This window comes from Bacterioplanes sp. CLAM21, assembly GCF_059641015.1.
Genome location: NZ_CM184929.1, coordinates 1682792 through 1704116, shown reverse-complemented (window position 1 = coordinate 1704116; position 21325 = coordinate 1682792). Strand labels below are relative to the sequence as shown.

Annotated in this window: 20 protein-coding genes; 11 read left to right on the top strand and 9 right to left on the bottom strand. The window is 49.8% G+C overall.

Annotation, left to right across the window (positions count from 1 at the left end; genetic code table 11):
* The first annotated feature begins 1 nt into the window (after position 1).
* From AC55FS_RS07930 to AC55FS_RS07910, 5 genes are all read left to right on the top strand, one after another.
* On the top strand, positions 2–862 hold the full coding sequence (locus tag AC55FS_RS07930; RefSeq protein ID WP_496935538.1) for a TauD/TfdA dioxygenase family protein: 861 nt from the start codon (positions 2–4) through the stop codon (positions 860–862).
* A complete protein-coding gene (gene asnB, locus AC55FS_RS07925; RefSeq protein ID WP_496935537.1) occupies positions 850–2733 on the top strand; it encodes an asparagine synthase (glutamine-hydrolyzing) in 1884 nt (627 codons plus the stop codon). The genes AC55FS_RS07930 and asnB overlap by 13 nt, the downstream gene beginning before the upstream one ends.
* Before the next feature lie 189 nt (positions 2734–2922).
* On the top strand, positions 2923–3324 hold the full coding sequence (locus tag AC55FS_RS07920) for an NUDIX hydrolase (protein ID WP_496935536.1): 402 nt from the start codon (positions 2923–2925) through the stop codon (positions 3322–3324).
* Positions 3325–3610: 286 nt separating this feature from the next.
* Complete coding sequence (locus tag AC55FS_RS07915; RefSeq protein WP_496935535.1) at positions 3611–4117, top strand: GNAT family N-acetyltransferase; 507 nt, start codon at positions 3611–3613, stop codon at positions 4115–4117.
* 408 nt (positions 4118–4525) lie between these two features.
* Complete coding sequence (locus AC55FS_RS07910) at positions 4526–5431, top strand: mechanosensitive ion channel family protein (RefSeq protein ID WP_496935534.1); 906 nt, start codon at positions 4526–4528, stop codon at positions 5429–5431.
* Between the two features lie 33 nt (positions 5432–5464).
* Here the strand turns inward: AC55FS_RS07910 and AC55FS_RS07905 are convergent, their stop codons facing one another.
* Positions 5465–6385, bottom strand: coding sequence for a helix-turn-helix domain-containing protein (locus AC55FS_RS07905; protein ID WP_496935533.1), 921 nt, complete (start codon positions 6383–6385; stop codon positions 5465–5467).
* A gap of 201 nt (positions 6386–6586) precedes the next feature.
* Between AC55FS_RS07905 and AC55FS_RS07900 the strand changes: the two genes are divergently transcribed.
* Positions 6587–7465, top strand: coding sequence for a DMT family transporter (locus AC55FS_RS07900; protein ID WP_496935532.1), 879 nt, complete (start codon positions 6587–6589; stop codon positions 7463–7465).
* 28 nt (positions 7466–7493) lie between these two features.
* Here the strand turns inward: AC55FS_RS07900 and AC55FS_RS07895 are convergent, their stop codons facing one another.
* The gene (locus AC55FS_RS07895) at positions 7494–7979 is read right to left on the bottom strand and encodes a nuclear transport factor 2 family protein (protein ID WP_496935531.1); all 486 of its coding nucleotides are present in this window, start codon (positions 7977–7979) and stop codon (positions 7494–7496) included.
* A 1355-nt stretch (positions 7980–9334) separates the two neighbouring features.
* Here AC55FS_RS07895 and AC55FS_RS07890 point away from each other — a divergent pair.
* Entirely contained in the window at positions 9335–9760 is a 426-nt protein-coding gene (locus tag AC55FS_RS07890) for a hypothetical protein (protein ID WP_496935530.1), read from the top strand.
* Positions 9761–10586: 826 nt separating this feature from the next.
* On the opposite strand, the gene AC55FS_RS07885 is transcribed toward AC55FS_RS07890, so the two are convergent.
* The 7 genes from AC55FS_RS07885 to AC55FS_RS07855 form a co-directional block, all read right to left on the bottom strand.
* Positions 10587–11381: an AlbA family DNA-binding domain-containing protein gene (locus AC55FS_RS07885; protein WP_496935529.1), complete on the bottom strand. Its 795-nt coding sequence runs from the start codon at positions 11379–11381 to the stop codon at positions 10587–10589.
* A gap of 100 nt (positions 11382–11481) precedes the next feature.
* Complete coding sequence (locus AC55FS_RS07880) at positions 11482–12024, bottom strand: hypothetical protein (RefSeq protein ID WP_496935528.1); 543 nt, start codon at positions 12022–12024, stop codon at positions 11482–11484.
* 599 nt (positions 12025–12623) lie between these two features.
* Positions 12624–13094 carry a gamma-glutamylcyclotransferase family protein gene (locus tag AC55FS_RS07875; RefSeq protein WP_496935527.1) on the bottom strand — a complete coding sequence of 157 codons (471 nt, stop codon included), beginning with the start codon at positions 13092–13094 and terminating at the stop codon, positions 12624–12626.
* A 91-nt stretch (positions 13095–13185) separates the two neighbouring features.
* Positions 13186–13776, bottom strand: a complete 591-nt coding sequence (locus AC55FS_RS07870) for a hypothetical protein (RefSeq protein ID WP_496935526.1) — start codon at positions 13774–13776, stop codon at positions 13186–13188.
* On the bottom strand, positions 13776–14267 hold the full coding sequence (locus AC55FS_RS07865) for a hypothetical protein (protein WP_496935525.1): 492 nt from the start codon (positions 14265–14267) through the stop codon (positions 13776–13778). The genes AC55FS_RS07870 and AC55FS_RS07865 overlap by 1 nt, the downstream gene beginning before the upstream one ends.
* Positions 14260–14808: a hypothetical protein gene (locus tag AC55FS_RS07860; protein ID WP_496935524.1), complete on the bottom strand. Its 549-nt coding sequence runs from the start codon at positions 14806–14808 to the stop codon at positions 14260–14262. The genes AC55FS_RS07865 and AC55FS_RS07860 overlap by 8 nt, the downstream gene beginning before the upstream one ends.
* Positions 14801–16051, bottom strand: coding sequence for a peptidoglycan recognition protein family protein (locus tag AC55FS_RS07855; protein ID WP_496935523.1), 1251 nt, complete (start codon positions 16049–16051; stop codon positions 14801–14803). Before AC55FS_RS07855 ends, AC55FS_RS07860 begins: the two co-directional genes overlap by 8 nt.
* Before the next feature lie 110 nt (positions 16052–16161).
* Between AC55FS_RS07855 and gloA the strand changes: the two genes are divergently transcribed.
* From gloA to AC55FS_RS07835, 4 genes are all read left to right on the top strand, one after another.
* Entirely contained in the window at positions 16162–16722 is a 561-nt protein-coding gene (gene gloA, locus AC55FS_RS07850) for a lactoylglutathione lyase (protein WP_496935522.1), read from the top strand.
* 150 nt (positions 16723–16872) lie between these two features.
* A complete protein-coding gene (locus AC55FS_RS07845; RefSeq protein WP_496935521.1) occupies positions 16873–18498 on the top strand; it encodes a diacylglycerol kinase family protein in 1626 nt (541 codons plus the stop codon).
* Positions 18499–18580: 82 nt separating this feature from the next.
* The gene (locus tag AC55FS_RS07840; protein WP_496935520.1) at positions 18581–20422 is read left to right on the top strand and encodes an ABC transporter ATP-binding protein; all 1842 of its coding nucleotides are present in this window, start codon (positions 18581–18583) and stop codon (positions 20420–20422) included.
* Entirely contained in the window at positions 20422–20904 is a 483-nt protein-coding gene (locus tag AC55FS_RS07835; protein ID WP_496935519.1) for a GNAT family N-acetyltransferase, read from the top strand. The genes AC55FS_RS07840 and AC55FS_RS07835 overlap by 1 nt, the downstream gene beginning before the upstream one ends.
* The last annotated feature ends 421 nt before the right edge of the window (positions 20905–21325 follow it).

The following is a 21325-nucleotide window of genomic DNA, read 5'->3' as shown; positions in this document are numbered from 1 at the left end:
AATGAAATATAAGGCTATTAACCTGAAACCGTTTGGCATACTGTTACAAGCTAGCGAGCCCACACACGACATTCGAGATCTAGATATAGATCTTCTGCACGACTATTTCCATCGAGAACAGCTGGTAGTGCTGCGCGGATTTCGGTCGTTTAATACAGCAGATGCGCTGGCTGATTACAGTGAAAACTTGGGAGAGATCAGTGTATGGCCATATGGCAAGGTGTTAGAGCTGGTTGAGCATGACGAACCCGACGATCATATCTTTGCCAGTAACTATGTACCGTTACACTGGGACGGCATGTACCGACCTCAAGTACCTGAATATCAGATTTTTCACAGCGTTAAGGCATCTCCTGCGGGGAAAGGTGGAAACACGACCTTCTCCCATACCGCACGAGTGTTACAAACCATTCCTGCTGAGGTGCGACAACTATGGGACAAAGTAAGCTGCATTTATGAGCGAACGACAAACTTATACTACAGCCGCACGTCATCTCCGATCATTACCCAGCACCCTTATAAAGACTACAAGGTCATTCGCTATAACGAACTACCGGCTGCGGAGAAAGGTGAATTTCTTAACCCACAAGATACCGAGTTTGTCGGTATCGACATGGCAGATATTCAGGCATTTAACCAAAGCCTAGTTGAGGCGCTATACCATCCCGATAACTTTTATTCACACTCATGGCAGAGCGGCGATGTCGCTATTGTTGATAACTACACATTACTGCACGGTAGAGAAGCCTTTGTCAGTAAAAGTCCACGTCACTTGCGTAGGGTTCATGTGTTAGGTAACCCTCCGCTGGATAACCCAGCGGTGGAAACCTATAAAGAGGTTAGCCTGCAATGTGCGGAATAACGGGCTGGCTAGACTTTAGCAGAGACATAAATAATGAACGGCCAACGCTGAATGCCATGACCGACACCCTAGCGCAGCGCGGACACGATGCCAAAGGGATATGGACAAATAAATATATTGGCCTAGGGCACAGACGCCTGAGTGTGATTGACCCACAAGGTGGTGTGCAGCCGATGCTTGCAGCCAGCGATTCAGCAGGGCCACCGTCATTGGCGGTCATTTCATACAATGGCGAGGTGTATAATTATCAAGAGCTACGAGAGGAGCTAATAGCCCTAGGCCACACCTTCAATACACTCAGCGATACTGAAGTCATTCTGCGTGCCTACCTTGAGTGGAAAGCAGATTTTGTGCATAAACTGAATGGTATTTTTGCTATTGCTATCTGGGATCAGGCCGAACAACAGCTGTTACTGGTCAGAGACAGGCTGGGCGTTAAGCCCTTATATTATTACCCTCTGCCTGCTGGTGTGCTGTTTGGCTCCGAACCAAAATCTATACTGGCCAATCCGCTGGCCAAGGCACAAGTATCCCGCGAGGGGATATGTGATTCATTACTCTTTATAAGGACCCCAGGGCGCGTACCATTTGTGGGAATGCACGAGTTAAAACCAGGCCATACTTTAACAATCAGCCGTGACGGTATTGAGCAAAACTGCTACTGGCGGCTAACTGCCAAGCCTCACACTGATGACTTGGGCACAACCATCAAAACGGTGCGACAGCTGCTTGAGGATGCTGTTAAGCGTCAGACTATTTCGGATGTTCCTCTTTGCTCGTTGTTATCGGGAGGGCTGGATTCCAGCTCGGTGTCGGCACTGGCACAAAAAGCTTTTCAGGACAAGGGCGAATCAGTCTCTACCTTTGTGGTGGATTTTGTTGGTCAGAGCGATAATTACCGAGCTGACCCTGTCAGGCCATCTGCAGATCTACCCTTTGCCAAAGAAGTCGCTGAATATATTCATTCCAACCTGCAATCCATCATTCTCGATAAATCACAATTGCTAGACCCGACAGTACGACAAGCTGTGATGGAAGCCTGGGATTTGCCCTATAACTTTGGCGACTTGGACATTTCGCTGTATCTGCTATTTAGCGAGGTACGTAAACACGCCACCGTCGCCCTATCGGGTGAAGCGGCTGATGAGCTATTTGGTGGTTACCTGTGGTTTACCGATCAAAATGCCATTCATGCCAACACCTTTCCATGGATTCAGCTGGCCGCTCACCGTGGTTTGCAACCCGGCAAGTTATTTAACCAAGATGCACTTGATACGCTGAAACTGACAGAGCATCAGCAGTCACTGTATAGCGAAGCGCTGGCGGAGGTACCGGTATTATCCGGCGAAAGTGCGGAAGAGCAAAAAATGCGCGAAATCAGCTATCTGACATTAACCCGCTGGTTGCCCATACTACTGGAAAAGAAAGACCGCATGAGTATGGCCGTGGGGCTTGAGGGGCGTGTGCCTTTCTGTGACCACCGATTAGTCGAATATGTGTTTAACATTCCATGGAAGATGAAATCGGATTTCCCATTAGAAAAAGGCATATTGCGCGAAGCTGTCAGTGATATCTTGCCAGAGTCCGTGATCCAACGAAAAAAAGCCGCCTACCCCTCCGTTCAGGACTGCGGCTATGACAAGGCGCTGGTATCCATGCTGAAGTCAATACTCGATAACCCAGACTCAGCGCTGTTTGGCTGGCTATCAGAAGATGGCGTCAACGACCTGACCTGTAAAACTGAGACAGAAAGCCTTTCAGATCTGGAACGCATATTAGTGGACTCCACCGTGCGACTGGATGCCTGGATAAATAGGTACAATGTCGAGCTTTTGCTATCGGAACCTGCAACAGCCGACGCTTGTTGTTAACGACATGGAGCAATAGCCAGCCCTGAATAGGGTTAATGTGGCACAGGGAGTGTGCCGCATTGCTAAAATCGAAAGATAAAAGACAAACCAAGCCATTACCAACCAGCCCTCACGGGTAGACAGAATAGTTGTTCTACAAATGGGAGAATCGGGTTAACCTAGCAATCACCCTCTTTAAGGACCCAGCAGATGGCAGCATGCGAATGTGTTTCTTTTATTATGCTAGCCGACTCGTTAGTGCTACTGGAGAAACGCAGCCAAGCTAAAAAGACCGACCCTGGTTTAGTGACTATACCTGGCGGTCATATCGAAGCAGGAGAAACACGCATTCAGGCTCTGTTGCGTGAAGTTAACGAGGAACTAAGTGTCACTCCAACCGACTATCAGTACCTCTGCTCTTTGTATCACCCCACTCAAGAGCTGCAGCTTATTCACTACTTTATAGTCAGCAGCTGGCAAGGTGATATAGTCGCACACGAAGCTGACGAGCTTCAGTGGCAATCACTGGACTGCGCTCAAGTGGATATAGCAGCCGATGCTATTGCCCTGCAAGAAGTGCTGCGAGTTCATCATCACCTGCCAAATCAGTAAATTAATGGGTATAACATTGTGCACTTCTGACTTTACCGTAGAACATTATGCAAATTGAGTCATAAATTAAAACAGCGTACTCAAGGCAAGCGATACAAGTTGACCGCCCATAGTCATTGCTGCAGTCGTCACACCACATAAACATAATTGCCACACAACAACCCACCTAAAACCGATCCATCAAATAAACGTTATCCAAAACTAGTCGATAAAACCTTGCAAGCACCACAACAGCAAAACACTTGATAAAATATTCTACTTGCAGCCACTAATAAGGAATTTGAAAATGACAATCATAATCCGCCCCGAGCGAGCTGAAGACATCCAACCTATTTATGATGTCACCGTCGCTGCATTTCTCGATTCCCCCCATAGCGATCATACCGAGCAATACATTGTCTCAGCACTGAGAGAGTCACACGCGTTAACCTTTTCTTTTGTTGCCGAAGACGAGGGAGATGTCGTCGGCCATGTGGCGATCTCGCCGGTGATCATTTCGGATGGTTCAGAAAAGTGGTATGGCTTGGGACCCATTTCGGTGCTACCACGCTGCCAAGGCAAGGGCATTGGCAGTCAGCTGATGACAGCGGCGATTGAAGGGCTAAACAGTATCGGAGCCAACGGCTGCGTGTTACTGGGCGATCCAAGTTATTATCAGCGCTTTGGCTTTTGTGCATGCGCAGGGTTAGCTCTACCCGGTGTTCCTGCTGAGTATTTTCAAGCTTTGCTGATGCAGGGAGAACTGCCTCAAGGCGAGGTGTCCTATCATAAGTCCTTTGCTGCGAAGGAATAACAAATCAACAGCGCCATTCATCAGACCAACGAGACGCAGATACGTCTCGTTCGCTGGGGCACTGGCAAAGGCCCATCTGTTGCGATCTGTTCTTCTGCTCATTACACGCATCTGTAGATTCAACCCACCTGTTGATTCCACGCTTCTGTCTCACTCCACACGCTTGATCCAAAACACCACACTACATTAGATGCTCAGCAACACAGGAGCAACGCTCATCGCAGATAAGCCAGGCAAGTCCGGTCAATACCAGTACTGGTTCACCCCTACTGTGCAAACCTCTTCAAGGAAGTTATGAATTAGCTTCTATACTATTTATCGTCAGCATAAGAAATACTTGCTTCACGGCCGCTGACAACCTAGGCATGATGCGCGCCCCCACAAGAACAGTGACCCTGAGTTGTACCCATGAATGAGTTCTCGTTTGAATATAAGGCCCTCGCTACTGCGGCGTTTTTGTTTATAGCACTACTGCTACGCTGGGTCAGCGTGAAGTGCTTATTAAAGATGCCAACCAAAGAGTCGGGCAGCAATCGCCGCTGGATCAACCTGGTCCGCAACCTTATCACCACTGCGATTGTGATTGGCCTGATCGTTATATGGCTGTCTGAGCTGCGCTTTGCCGCCCTCTCCATTGCGACCTTTATGGTGGCTTTGATCATAGCCACACGTGAGTTTATTCAATGTTTTCTGGGGGCGGTGTACCAGGCCAGTTCGCGCATTTTCACCATTGGTGATTGGATCAAGGTACAAGGCCAATACGGCGAAGTGGCCAGCAGTGACTGGCTAACAACCAAACTACTGGAAATTGATATCGAGTCAGGCAGCTACGGCTATACCGGGCGCACATTGATTATTCCTAACAATCAGTTTGTGACCGGCGCAGTGCAAAATCTGAATTACATGCGACGCTATGTAAACCACACCTTTTCCATTGTGCGCGATGCCGACCACGTTAATTTGATTCCGATTAAAACGATGATTCGTGACAAAGCTCGTGAGTATTGCCAGCCCTTTGAAGAAGTCGCCAGACGCTACAACACTATGCTAGAAACCCGCATGGGGGTTACCTTATCTGGCCCGGATGTCAGTGTGACGGTGACGACCACAAACCTGGGTAAAAACCAGTTTAATATCACTATCTTTTGCCCGACCCATGAAGCGGCTGGCATTGAAGAAAAGCTGACCGACGAAGTGCTGGAGTACTGGTATAAAGAGATGGAGAAACGAAAGGATAAGGATAAAAACAAAGCTGCGTCCAACAGCCGCAGTGATGATAACGCTACCGACAGCGAGTCAAGCCAAGCACATTAAGACCTACCCGCCATCATCGAATCGGCCTACGCATCAGTGAGCTTTGCGATAGGCCAAAGGCGATACGGAAAAATGGGCTTTAAAGCGCTGGCTGAAATGGCTCTGACTGGAAAAACCACACGCCAATGATATCTCCGCCAACGGTTGCTGGGTTTGCTGCAGCAATTGCGCCGCACGCTGCAGCCGCTGCGCCATCACGTATTGGTGTGGCGACTGTCCCATACTGACCTTAAACTGGCGGGCAAAGTGATATTCGCTGAGCTGAACCTGGGCAGCCAGTTCAGCCAGGGTTAACGGCTGATCAAGGTAACTGTCGATATAATCGAGAATTCGCCGCACGGCATAAGGTGCCAAACCACCCTGCTTTATATCCCACTGCATCTGGCCGTGACCGTGACAATAGTGCTTGAGCAAATGCACCATCAGCATATCGCTGGCACTGGACAGCGCCAGTTGGTCGGCATTGTCGTGCCAGTTTAGCGGCATAATCAGCTGCTGGCATAACTGGCTGATCCAACGGTCTTCAATAAAGGTTAAGTCCTGCAGCGCCAGCTGGCCCATGTCTTTGTCCTGTATTTTTTCTGCCAGCGCTCTTAGCTGGGTATCGGAAAAATACAGATGCATAAACTGAATCGGGCCGTTCACTTCCCAGTGGGAATCGTGCTCACTGGGCATTAGGCAGATGCGCCCAGGCCCACCACCGCTTTGGCTGCGCTGGGCAAATAAGCGCCGAATGCCCTGACCACCAGACAAATAACAACTCAAGGTATGGTGGCCGGGACGCTGATAACGGGTTAGATCGGTTTCCTGACGTTGCCAAATGGCGGCGCTGGCACCGTTGCCCAGGCTGACCTGCTGTTGCAGCTGTGCCCGGGTTTGCGCCAAACAGTCAAACACCTGTATCGCTGAAGAAGTACTGGCCACCCGCTTACCTCGCAAATGTTGGACAGACATGCTAATACCAGCGCCTGATAGCAGCAATCTTTTTGCACACAACGACAGGACTTTGATTTTGCACACAGATCAAGCAGCAACAATGGCGCAAGAATCTGACAAAGCCGCACCTTTATGCAAGAAAGCTCAGGCTCAAAAGGTCATTATCTTGCGTGCCCAGCCATAAAGGAGCAGTTTACGGTGAATGTCGGCTTGTATTTGATGACTGTCATCATTTGGGGAACCACCTGGATCGCAATCAAGTTGCAACTTGGCGAGGTCGCTATTCAGGCATCTATTTTGTATCGCTTCAGCCTGGCGGCGCTGGTGATGTTTGCCGTGCTGCTGTTACTGCGCCGGCTACAGCCCATGAAGCCACAAGATCATATATTTTGTATGCTGCAAGGCGCTTGTCTGTTCAGCCTGAACTTCTTTTGCATTTATAACGCCACCAGCTATATCAGCAGCGGCCTGATGTCGGTCATTTTCTCCATGGCTACCGTGATGAATGTCATTAATAGTCGCCTATGGTTTGGCCTTAAGCCCAGCGCCAAAACCCTGGCCGGAGCGACCATAGGCCTAACCGGTATAGCCACCTTGTTTTGGCCACAAATCAGCGCCGACGGCTTAAACCCGGATGCCTTGCTTGGCATAGGTTTAGGGGCAATAGGCACCTATATGTTTTCCAGCGGCAATATGATCAGCGTGCGCCACCAGCAGCGCGGACTGCGCCCACCCACCACCAATGCCTGGAGCATGTTTTATGGTGTCTGCCTGATGAGTCTGATAATCGCTGCCATGGGAGTACCACTGACCTTTAGCAGCGAGCCCAGTTATATAGGCGCTCTGCTGTATCTGGCCATACCCGGCACAGTGATTGGATTTACCGCCTATCTGATGCTGGTCGGACGCATTGGTGCCGACCGCGCCGCTTACGCCACGGTAATGTTTCCGGCCGTTGCTCTGACCGTATCGACCTTGTATGAAGGCTATCAATGGACACCACTGGCAGTATTGGGCTTTGCTCTGGTTATTAGTGGAAACCTAGTGATTTTTGCGCGCTGGCCAAACAAAACCAGCAGTGCCAATCAAGCGGCTTAAACAGCCCGCCGAACTGGCGGGCCATTAACTAGTTTGCCTTAACCGCCTCATAGGCCGTTAAAAAGGGCTGGTAATCACCATAATCAATATGCTCAACCACGCGTCCTTCTACGACTTTGATGACCGTCAGTAATGGCATGGCGCGAGTTTTTACTAAGCTGCCATTCTTTAGCCGCAAATCCCAATCCAATGCCCCCTCAAAGACAGCAAATTGACCCGAAAACAACTTTCTATCTGCCATAAATTGCATATGAGTAATGCCAGCATAACCTTCACGGAAATTCGCCATCATGGCTTGCTTGCCCTGAAAATGCACAGGTCCAAATACCGGCTCAGCGGTGGGATCAGTAAAAAATGCCTGATCGGCCAGCAAGCCTTCTACAGCTTGCCAGTTTTTGGCGATATATGCTGCGTGATAACGCTCAGCAACCTCTTGAGTGGCGGCAGATTGCTGCTGGTAACTCAGGGGTTGCGACCATGCAAAAGAAGCACACAGCAACAATAGAAAACCCATTATTCCAGCCTTGCTTAGCGTTATTTTCATCATTACCTCGTGTAGCATTTTGTCTTAATTTCATGAATAGCATGCCGTATAAATCAGCTCAGGTCACGCTGAACAATCGCCCCACTCCTCTTAAGCTGGAACTGCCTTTCTTCCAAGGCAACACCTGGCTTTGAACAGCCATGCTACACAATTCGACTAACCTGCAGCGTTAAAATATCTGCCGTTAACTGGTATTCGAAAGCGCGTTTCGGTTCCTAGACCAATGCCCTCCTTGAGGGATCTTATCCCTCACGCCAGGCGGGCGAACTCCCTGCTTTGCGCTGCGCAGGCTGTTCTTCCTTCGTTGCCAATGCTGTGGTCGCCGCATCACAAAAAGCCTACGTCCCTGTAGGCCTTTTGTTGGCGCTGCCGTCCTGGCAGCCCCTGCGGGCACAGCCATTGACAACTCCGGCGGCCTGCTAAGGCGCGAGAAAGCTGGGCGCGAAACCGAGAGCTAAGCGACTTGGCCTAGAGCTGGGGTGGAAACTGAGATGGGTGTCCGGCTTGTTCGTGGCTTGTTCGTCCTTGGCAGGATGGTGGCATTAATAAGGAAAAGAGACCTATGCTACACTTTGTTGCTGAAGACAATCTGAGTGATAAATGAGGTACTTGGCGTAAAGCTAATGCTCGATATTTACATGTCGTATCCTCATAGCGCGGATTCACTCTGCTCTTCACCGCCCCTACTCAGAAATATTCAGCGCCAACGACATGAGAAACAAAAACAGCAGAAATACACCTTTAGAAATTTATCACGGCGTGCCAAAAGGCTGGTCAAAAGAGGAGTTAATCACAAGGTACCATCGCCTCGGAGGTCAGGGTTCCATTGCTGCGGAGGAAGCTACAGAGCCAGGCGCGCCCTCATGGATTCCTGACAGGTACAACTGGTTACAATACAGAGCCACACTATATAAAATTGCTGACGGATTGAGCGCGAACGACCCGATTTGCATTGAGCTGGCCATAGAGTACATCGAACTCAATTACTTTGGATCTTACTCTGGCTACATTCGAGAACGACTTGCACGCCTTCTTAAAAACTCCAATCTGGAATACAAACAAGCTGTTAGGATCAAAAGGCATATCCAGGCACTTAGAGACAATGGAGCATTTTCGTACGAATTCAGAGCGTATCTAAAACTTGAAAAAAGAATTATACAAACGTGGCCACAGTGCGCCTAGCATGACAGCCAATCCACTCAAGCCTCGAAGCAAAACAGCTCCACCTGACAGGCTCATCTTCTAACTTGGACTTCTGCATGGGTCATGCTAACTCTAGAACCCACCAAAATACTCACTAAACTTATATCAAAAGAAATGCAATTATGAATCTCGCTTTCAAACCTTTCATAGGTCTTGGTCAATTTCAATTCGGAATTTCCCCGACAGAGACAAAAATCCTTCAGTCAGAAATATCTGGATTTGAAGACTTTGTTTACGAAAATGGGAAGCTCTGCAAATTCTCTGTATACCCCGACGATGTAAAGCAACTAATAATTAGTGGCAAAGACATCATAAAAATGGATAGGCTATCAGCAGCTCTTCATCTTGCTTATCAAAGTAACGATTTTGGACAGGCCCAAGGTGGCTCGCTCTATTTCATGGATCTAGGTTGTGCCATTCTGCAATTTGAATCGCCCTCTCGTGAGTTCCTATTTTTCGCCCGTGAGTATGAAATAGGGGAACCTCTTCTTTGCATGACTCCTGCATCCATTAAGTCATACTACGAAGATAACGCTTGGGATGAATGATAAGTTACTGGCAAGGCTACAGCTAATCGGGGTATTTACCGAACTCCCCCGTTTCAACAAACGCCCATGAAACCAAACCCAGGTCTAGCGCCTAGGTTCTCCGCGCCTAGCAGGTCGCCTGAGTTGGTAATGGCTGTGCCCGCAGGGGTTGCGACCATGCAAAAAAAACACACAGCAACAATAGAAAACCCATTATTCCAGCCTTGCTTAGCGTTATTTTCATCATTACCTCGTGTAGCATTCTGGCTTAATTTCATAAATAGCATGCCGAAAAAACGACGCCAGGTCACGGCCCAACACAAGCCAATCGACCGGATCCGAATTACAGTTTTGCTGTCCATAGCGCACGTTTTTTATCGACCATACACTGCATGCTCGCTTGCCAAATATCCAGACAAAAAACGCTTATGCGCAAATAGTTTATTTTTCACTGTGCTAGAGCGGCTCAGATAGCTTTCAGTTGCCAAGCCCAAGCCCTCCTTGAGGGACCTTATCCCTCACGCCGGGCGGGCGAACTCCCTGCTTTGCGCTGCGCAGGCTGTTCTTCCTTCGTTGCCAATGCTGTGGTCGCCGCATCACAAAAAGCCTACGTCCCTGTAGGCCTTTTGTTGGCGCTGCCGTCCTGGCAGCCCCTGCGGGCACAGCCATTGCCAACTCTGGCGGCCTGCTAAGGCGCGGAAAACCTAGGCGCGAAACCGAGATTTAAGCGACTTGGCCTAGGAGCTGGGGTGGAAACTGAGATGGATGACCGGCTTGTTCGTCTCCTGGGAACTGAGATGGATGTCCGGCTTATTCGTCGCGAATTTGATGTGCTTGCTAGATGCTTTTAAAACCTTCTGTAAGGATTAGCTCCTAAGTGATTAATTAAGATGTCAAGCTTTTCATCTAAACCTGCATATAAAGATTCTTTATCGTTGTGGCTTATGAGTGCACCGAGTCTACTGAGCTCTTTCCAGATCTCGTTAACCGTCACATTCGCTTCTGAAGCATCAGCTGCAGATTGTTCTGCTGATCCAAAAATATCTTCTAGATAGCTAAACACCTCACGATTTAGGTTTTGCAAGGATGAAACTAGGTTCGCTAGTTCACTTGAGACTGTTTGATCGATCGATTCAACGCTATCTTCTAGTTCAGCAACTGCATCTTTAAATTGAGAAAGAAATTTCTTACCTTCTTTACTCATAAAAATGGCCAGAAGCTCATCGGGATGGAGTGCTCTTACTCTTCCATCTTCTCTGATTTTATATTCACCAGATCTTGTACAATAGGGTTTGTTTTCACCTGAAGGCACCTCAATTCTAAAAAATGGATTATTGTTTGTGTTCTCAACAAATATGCTAAGCTTGACTGGAGGTATACAGTCTGAAGCCATATTTTGAATTTGAAGACGATCATTATCAGAGGTTGAGCATCCTATGACTTTTCCTCGTTCCAACCCTTCACTGGTTCTTTCTTCGTCGACTCCTACGAGTATTGTGCCGCCTGTATTTGAATTAGAAAACGCAACGAGAGTACTTGGCTTTACTCCGTTAATTTTTGTTTTAAATTCAACACCTATTCCTTCCGGCTTATCTAATGCTTCTCTTGCTTTTTTTGAGATAGTTTTAAATTCTCGAGACATGAATTGTTACTCTGATTTGCGCCTAACGCCACCAATATCGGCAAAGCGTGGCTCGGTCAAGCGCACGCAGTGCGGGATGGTGCTTGATATTAATAGGCAATCACTCATTCCTACTCCATGATTTCGGCACTTTATAGCGCGCAAGCATTTCAGGACTTTCTTGGGCGACTTTATAGAAAAACTCCCCCATTTGGCTTGTGAGAACTCTCAAAAAAGACTCCAATTCTCTCAATTCTTTTTCACAGAAATGGAGGCCTTCATTGAACTGAAAGTGGGCGAAATTGAAACCCGTATCCGTCATGGGAAAAACAGTAACCCTGAAATGCATCTCTTCTTGGTCCGAGTGCGCCACAATTTTTCGTCTGAGTTCTAAGATTTTGTCAACCAATGATTTCTGGTCTTGACTCAAGGTGATACCGAGAGCACGCAAGCCAATCGCTGTTCCTTTTCTGGTCTTTTCGAAAGGGCGTGCCATTGAGATTATCAAAGTGGACTCATAGCACCTAAAACGACGCAACTCGATTTTGTTGTACTTGGCATCGAAATCACAATCCTCTAGTAAAAAGGTCAGCGCAGAGAGCGCCTGCTGGAAATCCCAAACAGAATAGATAGCCCTCTCAAGTTGTGCTTCAGTGATATTCATATTGCCTAACAGATTATTAGTGTGCGTGCCTGTTTTTCCGCTAGAACCATTCGAGGTATCTCTTCCAAGCCATTGATTTACAGTTGGATATCCTGGTTTCTCTCATATTACCCTGTGGAAAACGTGCTACTGTCGCGCCTCAAAGTTCTGGTGCTCTAAGACCAACCCACTGATTTTTCGGGCGTTTAAGCTACCACCCTAAGAAAATACAGGCAAGCCAGCCGAGAAAGCGTGCTAGGTTTCTGCAGCCTTGCGACATGTACTGCAAGCTTTGAACTCGCTTTCGCGCCTGGGTTATCCGCGCCTTAGCAGGCCGCATGAATTGGCAAGGCTGTGCCCGCAGGGGCTGCCCGGATGGCAGCACCAGTCAACATCCTGCCGGGATGCAGGCTGTTGGCGGTGCGGCGATCTCAGCCATTGTTAATCCAGGAATAACGGCCTGCGCAGCGCAAAGCAGGGAGCTCGCCCGCCCGGCGTGAGGGATAAGATCCCTCAAGGAGGGCATAGTTTTTTGCATTCAAAAGCCCCTACCCAATAACGCCCCCTAAATAATGCCTCAGAACAAATCCAAATTAACGGCAAGAAATCAACAAAACCCGTCAATCGCCAAAGCGACCATTAGCAATTCTCTCCGGTAATTCGTCCTGCCAGCGACTGGTGTCCATCACATAGGCCCAGGTTTCTACATCACTGCCATCGCTCTCTAGCACAGCATTCACTCGCACTCTTTGATATTCATACGGCGGTCGATCGATCCCTTCGTAGTGATCCAGTACCGGCCATAAACTCGGGTCTATTTGCCATAATTCGCCAAACACCCAATCACTGGCATCCTCACCTGCCCGCTGGCAGCGGGGGTGCTGAGCATTGGTCATTTTATCAGTTTGCGCCAGCACTAAACCTGGGTAGCGACCCAGGTTAAATAAAGCACCTTGCAATCGTGCTTCGCCTTGGTACTGGCCATATTGATGCAGCTGGGTCACAACCTCAGCCGCTTCGGAATTAAGCTTGCTCTGCTGCTGCCACCAAGCCTGTTTGAGGGTGCCATAAACGAATAAAGAATGAGTCATAGATTTTTAATGATGATGTTTGTCCGCCATGCTGGCGTGATGGGCAACGACTTGCAAGCCACCTACATTAACAAAACAACCAACAGTGTTATTAAAACTGCAGCTCGGCACCCACCAAAGCACTATTGTGATCGCCCATACGATGCAGCATCAATGACCAAGGCCCAATGCCCGCCTGCAGTGCACCGGCCAAACCATGATTGCCAGCGCCGACGGCTAGCCCAACGCGATAGCGCTGCAACGAGCGTGCCGCCAGCTGGCGATAATCGCCAGCCAAGCTGTCCAATTCATCGGCGCTTTGTTGATAACGACGAATAAGTCCGGCTTGTTGCTGCAACTGAAGCTGGTAGTCATCGCTGAGGCTTCGGTAGCGCTGATTAATTTGGCTGGCTTCTGCCACCACTTGCCGATAGTGCTCAATTTGCTGCTGATAATCGTCTATTAATTGCTGCTGCTCTACCACTTGGCGACGGTAAGCGGCCAGATTGTCCTGATTACGCTGCAGCAAGTCCGCCACATTGATACAAGGCTGACTCAGCGCTTGGTAGCGCTGCGCCGATAAGGTGTACACAGTTTCACCATTGATCTGTTGGGGCACCAAATCGCTGGCTTCAATAATCAGATCACAACGGCCATGGGCGAGCTGCGTGATTGATAACAAAAACAACAGTGGCCAGCGCATCAGCCTTGCTCCCCTGCCAGTTGCCGCCATTGATGCAGCTGCTGCAAGCGCTGCAACACCTGCTGATTTTCCAACTGCAATGCTTCGGCGCGCTGCTCTAATGACTGCTGCTGTTGCTGCAGCAATAAACGCTGATCGTCCAGCGCCGCATCGCCTGCCGCTAGCGCATCGACTTGCTGCTGCAGTTGCACACTGTCACGGCGTAATTGCCGCGACTGCGTCGCCAGTTGTTGATTGCGCTGCTCTAATTGCTCTGCTTGTTGGGCCAGCTGTTTTAACGTCAGTTGCAGCGCTTTACGTTGCTCATCCAAAGTCCGCAGCCGTTGCCGTGCTTGCTGGCGCTGATAACCCAGCAGTAACAGCCAACCTAAGCCAAACGACAATACATACCAACGCGCTTTGCCGGGTAAGTTACCCGCCAACCACCACAGCAATAACAGGCCAATAAGCAAATCACCGTATTCAAGGGCAAAGTACATAACATCAGCCACGACCCACCTCCTTGTTATCCGTCCTGGCCCGCTCCAATGCGCTAATCACCTTGTGTAACGGGCCCGCTCCCAAACCCATCACTATGCCGCTCAACAACAGCGCCAGCCAGCTAGGCAGTTGGGCAGAAAAATAGCGCCCGGCCTGCTCACCAGAACTGGCATTCAACTGATCCAGCGCCACCGCCAAATTCAGCTCAAAGGCAAAAGCCAACGCGATACCCAGGCCAACCGCCACACACTTACTCACCACCTGCAACATAACCAGCCGCACCTTGGCCACCGACACCACAGCCACACCATTGGCTTCTTGGGTTAAATAACGCGCCATCGCCTGCTGCAGTTCTTGCTGCCAAAATCCTTGCCCGGGCTGTGACAGCTGCTGCGCTAACCTTTGTGCCCGCTGGCGCCAAAAGCGCTGCCAGTCTTTACGCACCTCACAGTATTCCAGACACGCCATTAATACTTCGGTGCAACGCTCCACCAATAAAGCGTAAAACAGCGCCATCGTAATCAACAATAATGCTTGCTCGGCACTATCCATGTTGAAACTCCTCTTGGGCATTGCTGGCCCAGCGCGGCGGTACTTGCGCCACATACACCATGGGCTGCTGCGCCAAACGCCTTAACTGAGGTTGCTGCTCCGGCTGCTGCCAGTATTGCAACCAGTGTTCTATGCGTTGAATCAGTGCTTGCCAAGGAAATCGATCACCCGGGCAAACGGTACTGGCGGCTGATAAGGCACGATGTGGCACCACGGCATCGACCCCGGCAATGCCCGGATACAGCATGATCCAGGCAGCGATCAGACGGGCGCCGGCATCCAGCTGCACATCACTAGGCCGCGCTTGGCCGTAGCGACCATCGTGATTGGCCCAGGGGTCGCTGCGATCGCTGTGAAAATTGCCATGAAAAGCAATGCCCAAAGTACGGTCATTGTGCCCCTTGGCATGGTTGCCACGACGATCCCAACGACAAAAACTGCGTACTTCGCCGTCCGGCAGGGCAACGGCGTGGTAGCCCGTCAGCCAGCCTTTATTCAGCAAAAACTCATTCACCAGAGTGTCAAAGCTAGTGGCAGAATGCATGGCACTGTGATGCACCACAATTTGCTGCGGGTCACCGCTGCGTTTGTGCACATGCTCTAGAGTCAGTGGCTTAATGCCGCCCTGATAGGCCAGAGGCAAGGCGTGTGAGGTCGCGGGATCGGCGGCAATAATGGGCTCAGACTCGGCCAGCGGTTTAATTCCTTGCAAGGGCGACCTGGCTTGCAAAAAACGAATCAGCACATGCAATGGCTGACTGCCGCCAGCGATAAAGACCCCGCTCAGTAGGGTATCTAGCCATTGCAGCCAAGCTTGGCCATAGCGGCCCTGCTGCCACAACTCTGCCAGCGGTATCACCTCAGCGCCGCGCATCAATGCTAATAACTGCAAATCCATAATGGCGGCAATGATCAAACCCAGGGCTAGCGGCGTTAGCCTGACAAACAATCGAATTCTGGCCTGATTAATACTGGGGCGCGGCCGCTCCAGTACCGGCACCGCCGTATATTGCTCAAACTCATCGTCGCCTGCTTCCACGCTCAGCTCAGACTCTGGCCACTGCCTAGCTTGTTGCAGCGCCTGCTCTATGGCTTGCTGCTCATCAACAAACAACTGCTCTTCTGCCTGCTGTTGCTGCAAACGCTTTTGCACATGCTTGAGATATTCCGTCACTCGTTCAATGACCAAAGCGCCGCCAGCGGCAACGGTTAAGCCATTAATGATGAGTTCGGCACTGGTCATGGTGTTATCCCTATCGACACAGATCCTTACTAATGAGATTGATAATAGCCTTGCTGTCCAGTGACGACGGCCGTTATCCTGCCCACCACCCTGCATTAAAGGTAGATCATATGAGCAGACATCTGGAAAGCGCCGCTGGACTGTGTGAAAACAAAGACCCCGCCACAGAAGGTTTTGTTTTTAATCAGACCATGCTGCGGATAAAAGACCCGCAAGCGTCGCTGGATTTTTATACCCGTGTCATGGGCATGACCCTGGTAAGAAAGCTGGAGTTTGCTGAAATGCGCTTTAGTTTGTTTTTTCTTGCCGCCATCGACAGCGATCAGCTCGACCAATGGTCAGAAGACCCGGCAGAGCGCACCATACAGACCTTTGGCCGTCCAGCAATGCTGGAATTAACCTACAACTGGGGCAGTGAAAACGACGATAACGTCAGCTATCACAATGGCAATAGCGATCCGCGCGGATTTGGCCATATTGGCTTTGCCGTGCCCGACGTCGACGCCGCCTGCCAGCGCTTTGAAGCTCTGGGTGTGCCTTTTGCTAAGCGCCTGCAAGATGGCAAGATGAATGACATCGCCTTTATTCAAGACCCTGACGGCTATTGGATTGAAATATTTCAGCCCAGCCGCTTGCCCGCAGGCTTAGCAGCGCACTTGCAAGAACAATAACCGCGGCGACGTTTATTAACGTCGCCCTCAGTCCATCGATGGACTTTACAAGTGCTCGCCAGCTCTCATACTGGAGGGTGCTTGTTATCAGCAAAGATAAACGACGGTTCATTGCCAGCCATCGCCAACCACGCACAGACAGGGCACGTTATGTTCATACCATTGCTGTACATGATTCCCGCCACCTTACTGTTTACCGTGGGATTTTTATCGTCATCACTGATCGTCACTGTGTTATGCATCTGGAGCGGCGCGGCATTGGCCATTGTGGCCGGAGGTTATTGGCTCAATCGCCATGAAATATTTCGAAAGAATGCCGATGGCCGCATACCCTCATCCATTCGTGTACTGTTGTGGCCCTTTATGCTGGGGGTCAGTCTATACAACCACTGGCGTCGTCAACGTGATAATGGACCGGCCTACCACCAACTGGCGGAGCATCTGTACGTTGGTAGTCGTTTATTTGAGTCCGATGTCGATGAGCTGAGACAGCAAGGTATTGTAGCGATTTTAGATGTCACCGCCGAATTTAACGGCCTCGATTGGCGCCAACAGGATGACAGCCTGCACTATTTAAATATTCCGGTGCTGGATCATAGATTTCCGGCACTGGAGCAGTTGCATCAGGCTTTAAACTGGCTGCACAACCATATCCGGCAAAAGCGTAGTGTTATCGTTCATTGTGCGTTGGGCCGTGGCCGCTCGGTATTTACCTGCGCTGCCTATTTAGCCGCCAGCCAAAATGATAAATCATTAAATCAGATTCTTGCTGACATTAATGCGATCCGCGCTATTGCTAAACTCAACCCCAGCCAGAAAAAACAGCTGCATGGTCTAGATCAGGCACGGCAACTACATTTTGGTGACAATGCAGCGCTGATTATTAACCCGGTTGCTGGCGGTAAAAAATGGCAGCAGCACAAGCACCTGATCATGCAACAGCTGTCACAAAGCTATCAGTTAAGTGTGTATAAAACCACGCCCGAGCAAGATGCTACTGAGCTGAGCAAACAAGCGCTGCAACATCAGCCGCAAATCATAATTGCCGGCGGTGGCGACGGCACGGTTAATGAAGTCGCCGCGACATTGCTGCACACAGACACGCCGATGGGCATTTTACCGCTAGGAACAGCCAATGCTTTCTATATGGCATTGGTGGGTGAGCACGCCGCCCTGCTGCCAATAGACATCGCCTGTGACGTGATTCAACGTCGCCACGTCTCGCGCATCGATACTATTTGCTGCAATGAGCGACTGGCGTTACTGATGGTGGGCTTAGGTTTCCAATCAGATATGATTCGTGGCGCCGATCGTGATGCCAAAGACGATGCTGGGCAATGGGCCTATTTACGCAGTTTTTGGCAATCACTCAATGAAGGCAAAGCATTGCCTTTGCATTACCAGCTGGATGACAACGAGGCATTTGAACAATCGACCGCCAGCGTGGTGATTGCTAATGCAGCGCCATTGTCATCGCTATTGGCACGTGGAGCTGGACGTCCGCAATTTGATGATGGCAAGCTGGCCGTGACTCTAATCCCAGAACACCCGTCATTAGCCGGCCACCTGGCCAGCCTGGTTGAGTTGCTGGTAGAAAACCTCAGCCCGCTCGATGATGGCAAATACAAACAATCCTACACACCCGAAAAAATGACCATTAAGGCACCCGCCGCTATGACGGCACCATTGCACTATGTGATCGATGGTGAGCCCTTTTCCGCCGATTCTCTCAATATTCATAACCAACCGGCGTCGCTCAGTGTATTAACCCCCTAAAGACGCAACACAGTGTGCAGCCCAGGGTCAGGCGATTTCTGATAAGGTAGCAAGCTTTCATCGTCTGTACCCTGAGCTGGCCATGTTACGCTTTTTTGAATCCCTGATTAATCCATTTCCGGCAATCACGCCGGCCAAGCCACCGCAAGGGCTATTAGCCTTTTGCTTGCATTACACCCGTGGACTTCGAAAACCGCTGCTGATTATGTCGGTGCTGACTGCGGCACTGGCCATCTTAGAAGTATACCTGGTGCAGTTTATGGGCAGCTTGGTCGATTGGCTGGTCAACAGTGATCCGGCCACTTTGTGGCAGCAACAGCAAACCACCTTATGGGGCATGGGGCTGTTACTACTGGTGGGCATGCCGCTGCTGGTATTTTTGCATGCCGCACTGGTGCACCAAGCATTGCTCGGCAATTATCCGATGAAAATTCGCTGGTTAGCGCATCGCTATTTGCTGCGCCAAAGCATGAGTTTTTATCAGGATGACTTTGCTGGCCGCCTAGCAACTAAGGTGATGCAAACCTCATTAGCAGTACGCGAAAGCGTGATGAAATTACTTGATGTAATGGTTTATGTCGGTGTTTATTTTGTCAGTGTCATTGCCATTATTGCCGCTGCTGATACACGCCTGGTCATGCCTCTGCTGGTATGGCTGGCCGGCTATATTGCTGTGCAGCTGTATTTTATTCCCAGACTAAAACAGGTCGCCACCGAACAAGCCGACGCTCGCTCAGTGATGACAGGCCGTATTGTCGACAGCTACACCAATATCCAAACGGTTAAATTGTTTGCTCATACCCAACGCGAAGCCGACTATGCCCAAGACAGCATGCAAGGCTTTATGAATACGGTTTATCGGCAGATGCGCCTGGCCACCGGTTTTAACGTTGCGGTCAATGTGCTGAATTATTGGCTAACCCTGAGTATTGCGGGCATGTCAGTGTGGCTATGGAGTGAATCGTTAATCAGCGTCGGCGCCATCGCCGTGGCCATTAGTCTGGCCCTTCGCATCAACGGCATGTCGCAATGGATCATGTGGGAAGTGGGCAATTTATTTGAAAACCTTGGCACTGTCACCGATGGCATGAACACCTTATCCAAACCCGTTGATATCGACGATACGGCCAATGCACCGGCGCTTAAGGTCTCCCAGGGCGACATTCATTTGCAGCAGGTGAGCTTTCACTACCAAGGTAAAAATCAACGTCCAAAACAGGTATTTGAGCAGCTAGATTTACATATTAAAGCCGGTGAAAAAGTCGGCCTGGTTGGACGCTCCGGTGCTGGCAAGTCGACCTTAGTCAACTTATTGCTGCGTTTTTACGACGTTCAATCTGGGCGTATTTTGATTGACGGCCAGGATATTCGCGACGTCAGCCAAGAAAGCCTGCGCCAGCATATTGGCATGGTGACTCAAGACACCTCACTGCTACATCGTAGCATTCGTGACAACATTCTTTATGGCCGACCAGACGCCAGCGAAGCTGAATTGCAACGCGCGATCGAGCAAGCTGAGGCCCATAGTTTTATCAGCGAACTCACCGACCCAGATGGCAACAGCGGCCTCGATGCCCAAGTCGGTGAGCGCGGCGTTAAACTGTCTGGCGGCCAGCGTCAACGCATCGCTATCGCCCGGGTGTTATTAAAAGATGCACCGATTTTAATTTTGGACGAGGCCACCTCGGCGTTGGACTCTGAAGTCGAAGCTGCCATTCAGCAGAGCCTGTACCGATTAATGGAAAATAAAACCGTTATTGCCATTGCCCATCGCTTATCGACTATCGCTGCCATGGATCGTCTGATTGTTATGGACAATGGCCACATCGTAGAACAAGGCACACACCAAGAATTACTGCAAGCCAATGGTATTTACGCCCAATTGTGGGCACATCAAACCGGCGGCTTTTTAGGAGAGGAATAATGACCATCGCTATCCGCCTGGCGGATTACCACAACCCTGAGCACCAAGCGATTATTGGCCAATTAATGAATCATTATGCCTGCGACCCGATGGGCGGCGGAGAGGCCTTGTCGCCTGAAGTGATTAACAACTTAGGCGCAGAACTGGGCCAGGTGCCCAACGCTTTTACCGTATTGGCTTTTGATAATGGTGAGCCGGTCGGCTTAATCAATTGCATGCAAGGATTTTCGACCTTTAAGTGCCAGCCACTGATTAATATTCATGACGTCATTGTTGACGAGAAAGGGCGCGGCCAAGGCGTATGCCAAACCATGCTGGCCGAGGTGGAACGCATCGCTCGTGAGCGTAACTGCTGTAAAATCACTCTGGAGGTATTGCAAGGCAATAGCGGTGCCCGCAACGCATACGCCAAATTTGGCTTTGGCAACTATCAGCTAGACCCTGCCATGGGCATTGCCGAATTTTGGCAAAAATCGCTTTAATCTCTACCACCGAAAGTCGTTAGGGCTGTGTCAACTGCGGCATAACCTAACGACGATTAGTATCCAGTTACTCTTGCGATCGGTACACGCAAACTCATCATAAAATAGTGACAATAACGGGTCCCTTATTGCTTATTAAAGGCAAGGAGTGACCATAATTGTCATATGTTTTTACGCTACTACATTCCCTACCATTAGGCCATTAACCGCCAGTGCTAATGGTGCCATTTACAAGCAATGCGACAAGGTACATAACCACTGGGCTATCCAGTTCTCATTATTGCCCAGTCATTTATGACACACCCCATTTTCGCTAGCACATCTGCGATAGCTGACGTAGTTTGCCGTACCAGCCTGTATGAGAGAGTGAGATGAGACATCAGGCCATCGTCCGTAACGGGCACAGATAACAAAAATTCAG

Bases quoted from the DNA above. Each gene is read 5' to 3' on its own strand.
- gloA (WP_496935522.1), top strand. From the start codon at position 16,162: ATGAGCAGACATCTGGAAAGCGCCGCTGGACTGTGTGAAAACAAAGAC.
- AC55FS_RS07855 (WP_496935523.1), bottom strand. From the start codon at position 16,051: ATGACCAGTGCCGAACTCATCATTAATGGCTTAACCGTTGCCGCTGGC.
- AC55FS_RS07890 (WP_496935530.1), top strand. From the start codon at position 9,335: ATGAATCTCGCTTTCAAACCTTTCATAGGTCTTGGTCAATTTCAATTC.
- AC55FS_RS07900 (WP_496935532.1), top strand. From the start codon at position 6,587: ATGACTGTCATCATTTGGGGAACCACCTGGATCGCAATCAAGTTGCAA.
- AC55FS_RS07915 (WP_496935535.1), top strand. From the start codon at position 3,611: ATGACAATCATAATCCGCCCCGAGCGAGCTGAAGACATCCAACCTATT.
- AC55FS_RS07835 (WP_496935519.1), top strand. From the start codon at position 20,422: ATGACCATCGCTATCCGCCTGGCGGATTACCACAACCCTGAGCACCAA.
- AC55FS_RS07860 (WP_496935524.1), bottom strand. From the start codon at position 14,808: ATGGATAGTGCCGAGCAAGCATTATTGTTGATTACGATGGCGCTGTTT.
- asnB (WP_496935537.1), top strand. From the start codon at position 850: ATGTGCGGAATAACGGGCTGGCTAGACTTTAGCAGAGACATAAATAAT.
- AC55FS_RS07910 (WP_496935534.1), top strand. From the start codon at position 4,526: ATGAATGAGTTCTCGTTTGAATATAAGGCCCTCGCTACTGCGGCGTTT.
- AC55FS_RS07920 (WP_496935536.1), top strand. From the start codon at position 2,923: ATGGCAGCATGCGAATGTGTTTCTTTTATTATGCTAGCCGACTCGTTA.
- AC55FS_RS07875 (WP_496935527.1), bottom strand. From the start codon at position 13,094: ATGACTCATTCTTTATTCGTTTATGGCACCCTCAAACAGGCTTGGTGG.
- AC55FS_RS07905 (WP_496935533.1), bottom strand. From the start codon at position 6,385: ATGTCTGTCCAACATTTGCGAGGTAAGCGGGTGGCCAGTACTTCTTCA.
- AC55FS_RS07885 (WP_496935529.1), bottom strand. From the start codon at position 11,381: ATGTCTCGAGAATTTAAAACTATCTCAAAAAAAGCAAGAGAAGCATTA.
- AC55FS_RS07880 (WP_496935528.1), bottom strand. From the start codon at position 12,024: ATGAATATCACTGAAGCACAACTTGAGAGGGCTATCTATTCTGTTTGG.
- AC55FS_RS07895 (WP_496935531.1), bottom strand. From the start codon at position 7,979: ATGGGTTTTCTATTGTTGCTGTGTGCTTCTTTTGCATGGTCGCAACCC.
- AC55FS_RS07870 (WP_496935526.1), bottom strand. From the start codon at position 13,776: ATGCGCTGGCCACTGTTGTTTTTGTTATCAATCACGCAGCTCGCCCAT.
- AC55FS_RS07930 (WP_496935538.1), top strand. From the start codon at position 2: ATGAAATATAAGGCTATTAACCTGAAACCGTTTGGCATACTGTTACAA.
- AC55FS_RS07845 (WP_496935521.1), top strand. From the start codon at position 16,873: ATGTTCATACCATTGCTGTACATGATTCCCGCCACCTTACTGTTTACC.
- AC55FS_RS07840 (WP_496935520.1), top strand. From the start codon at position 18,581: ATGTTACGCTTTTTTGAATCCCTGATTAATCCATTTCCGGCAATCACG.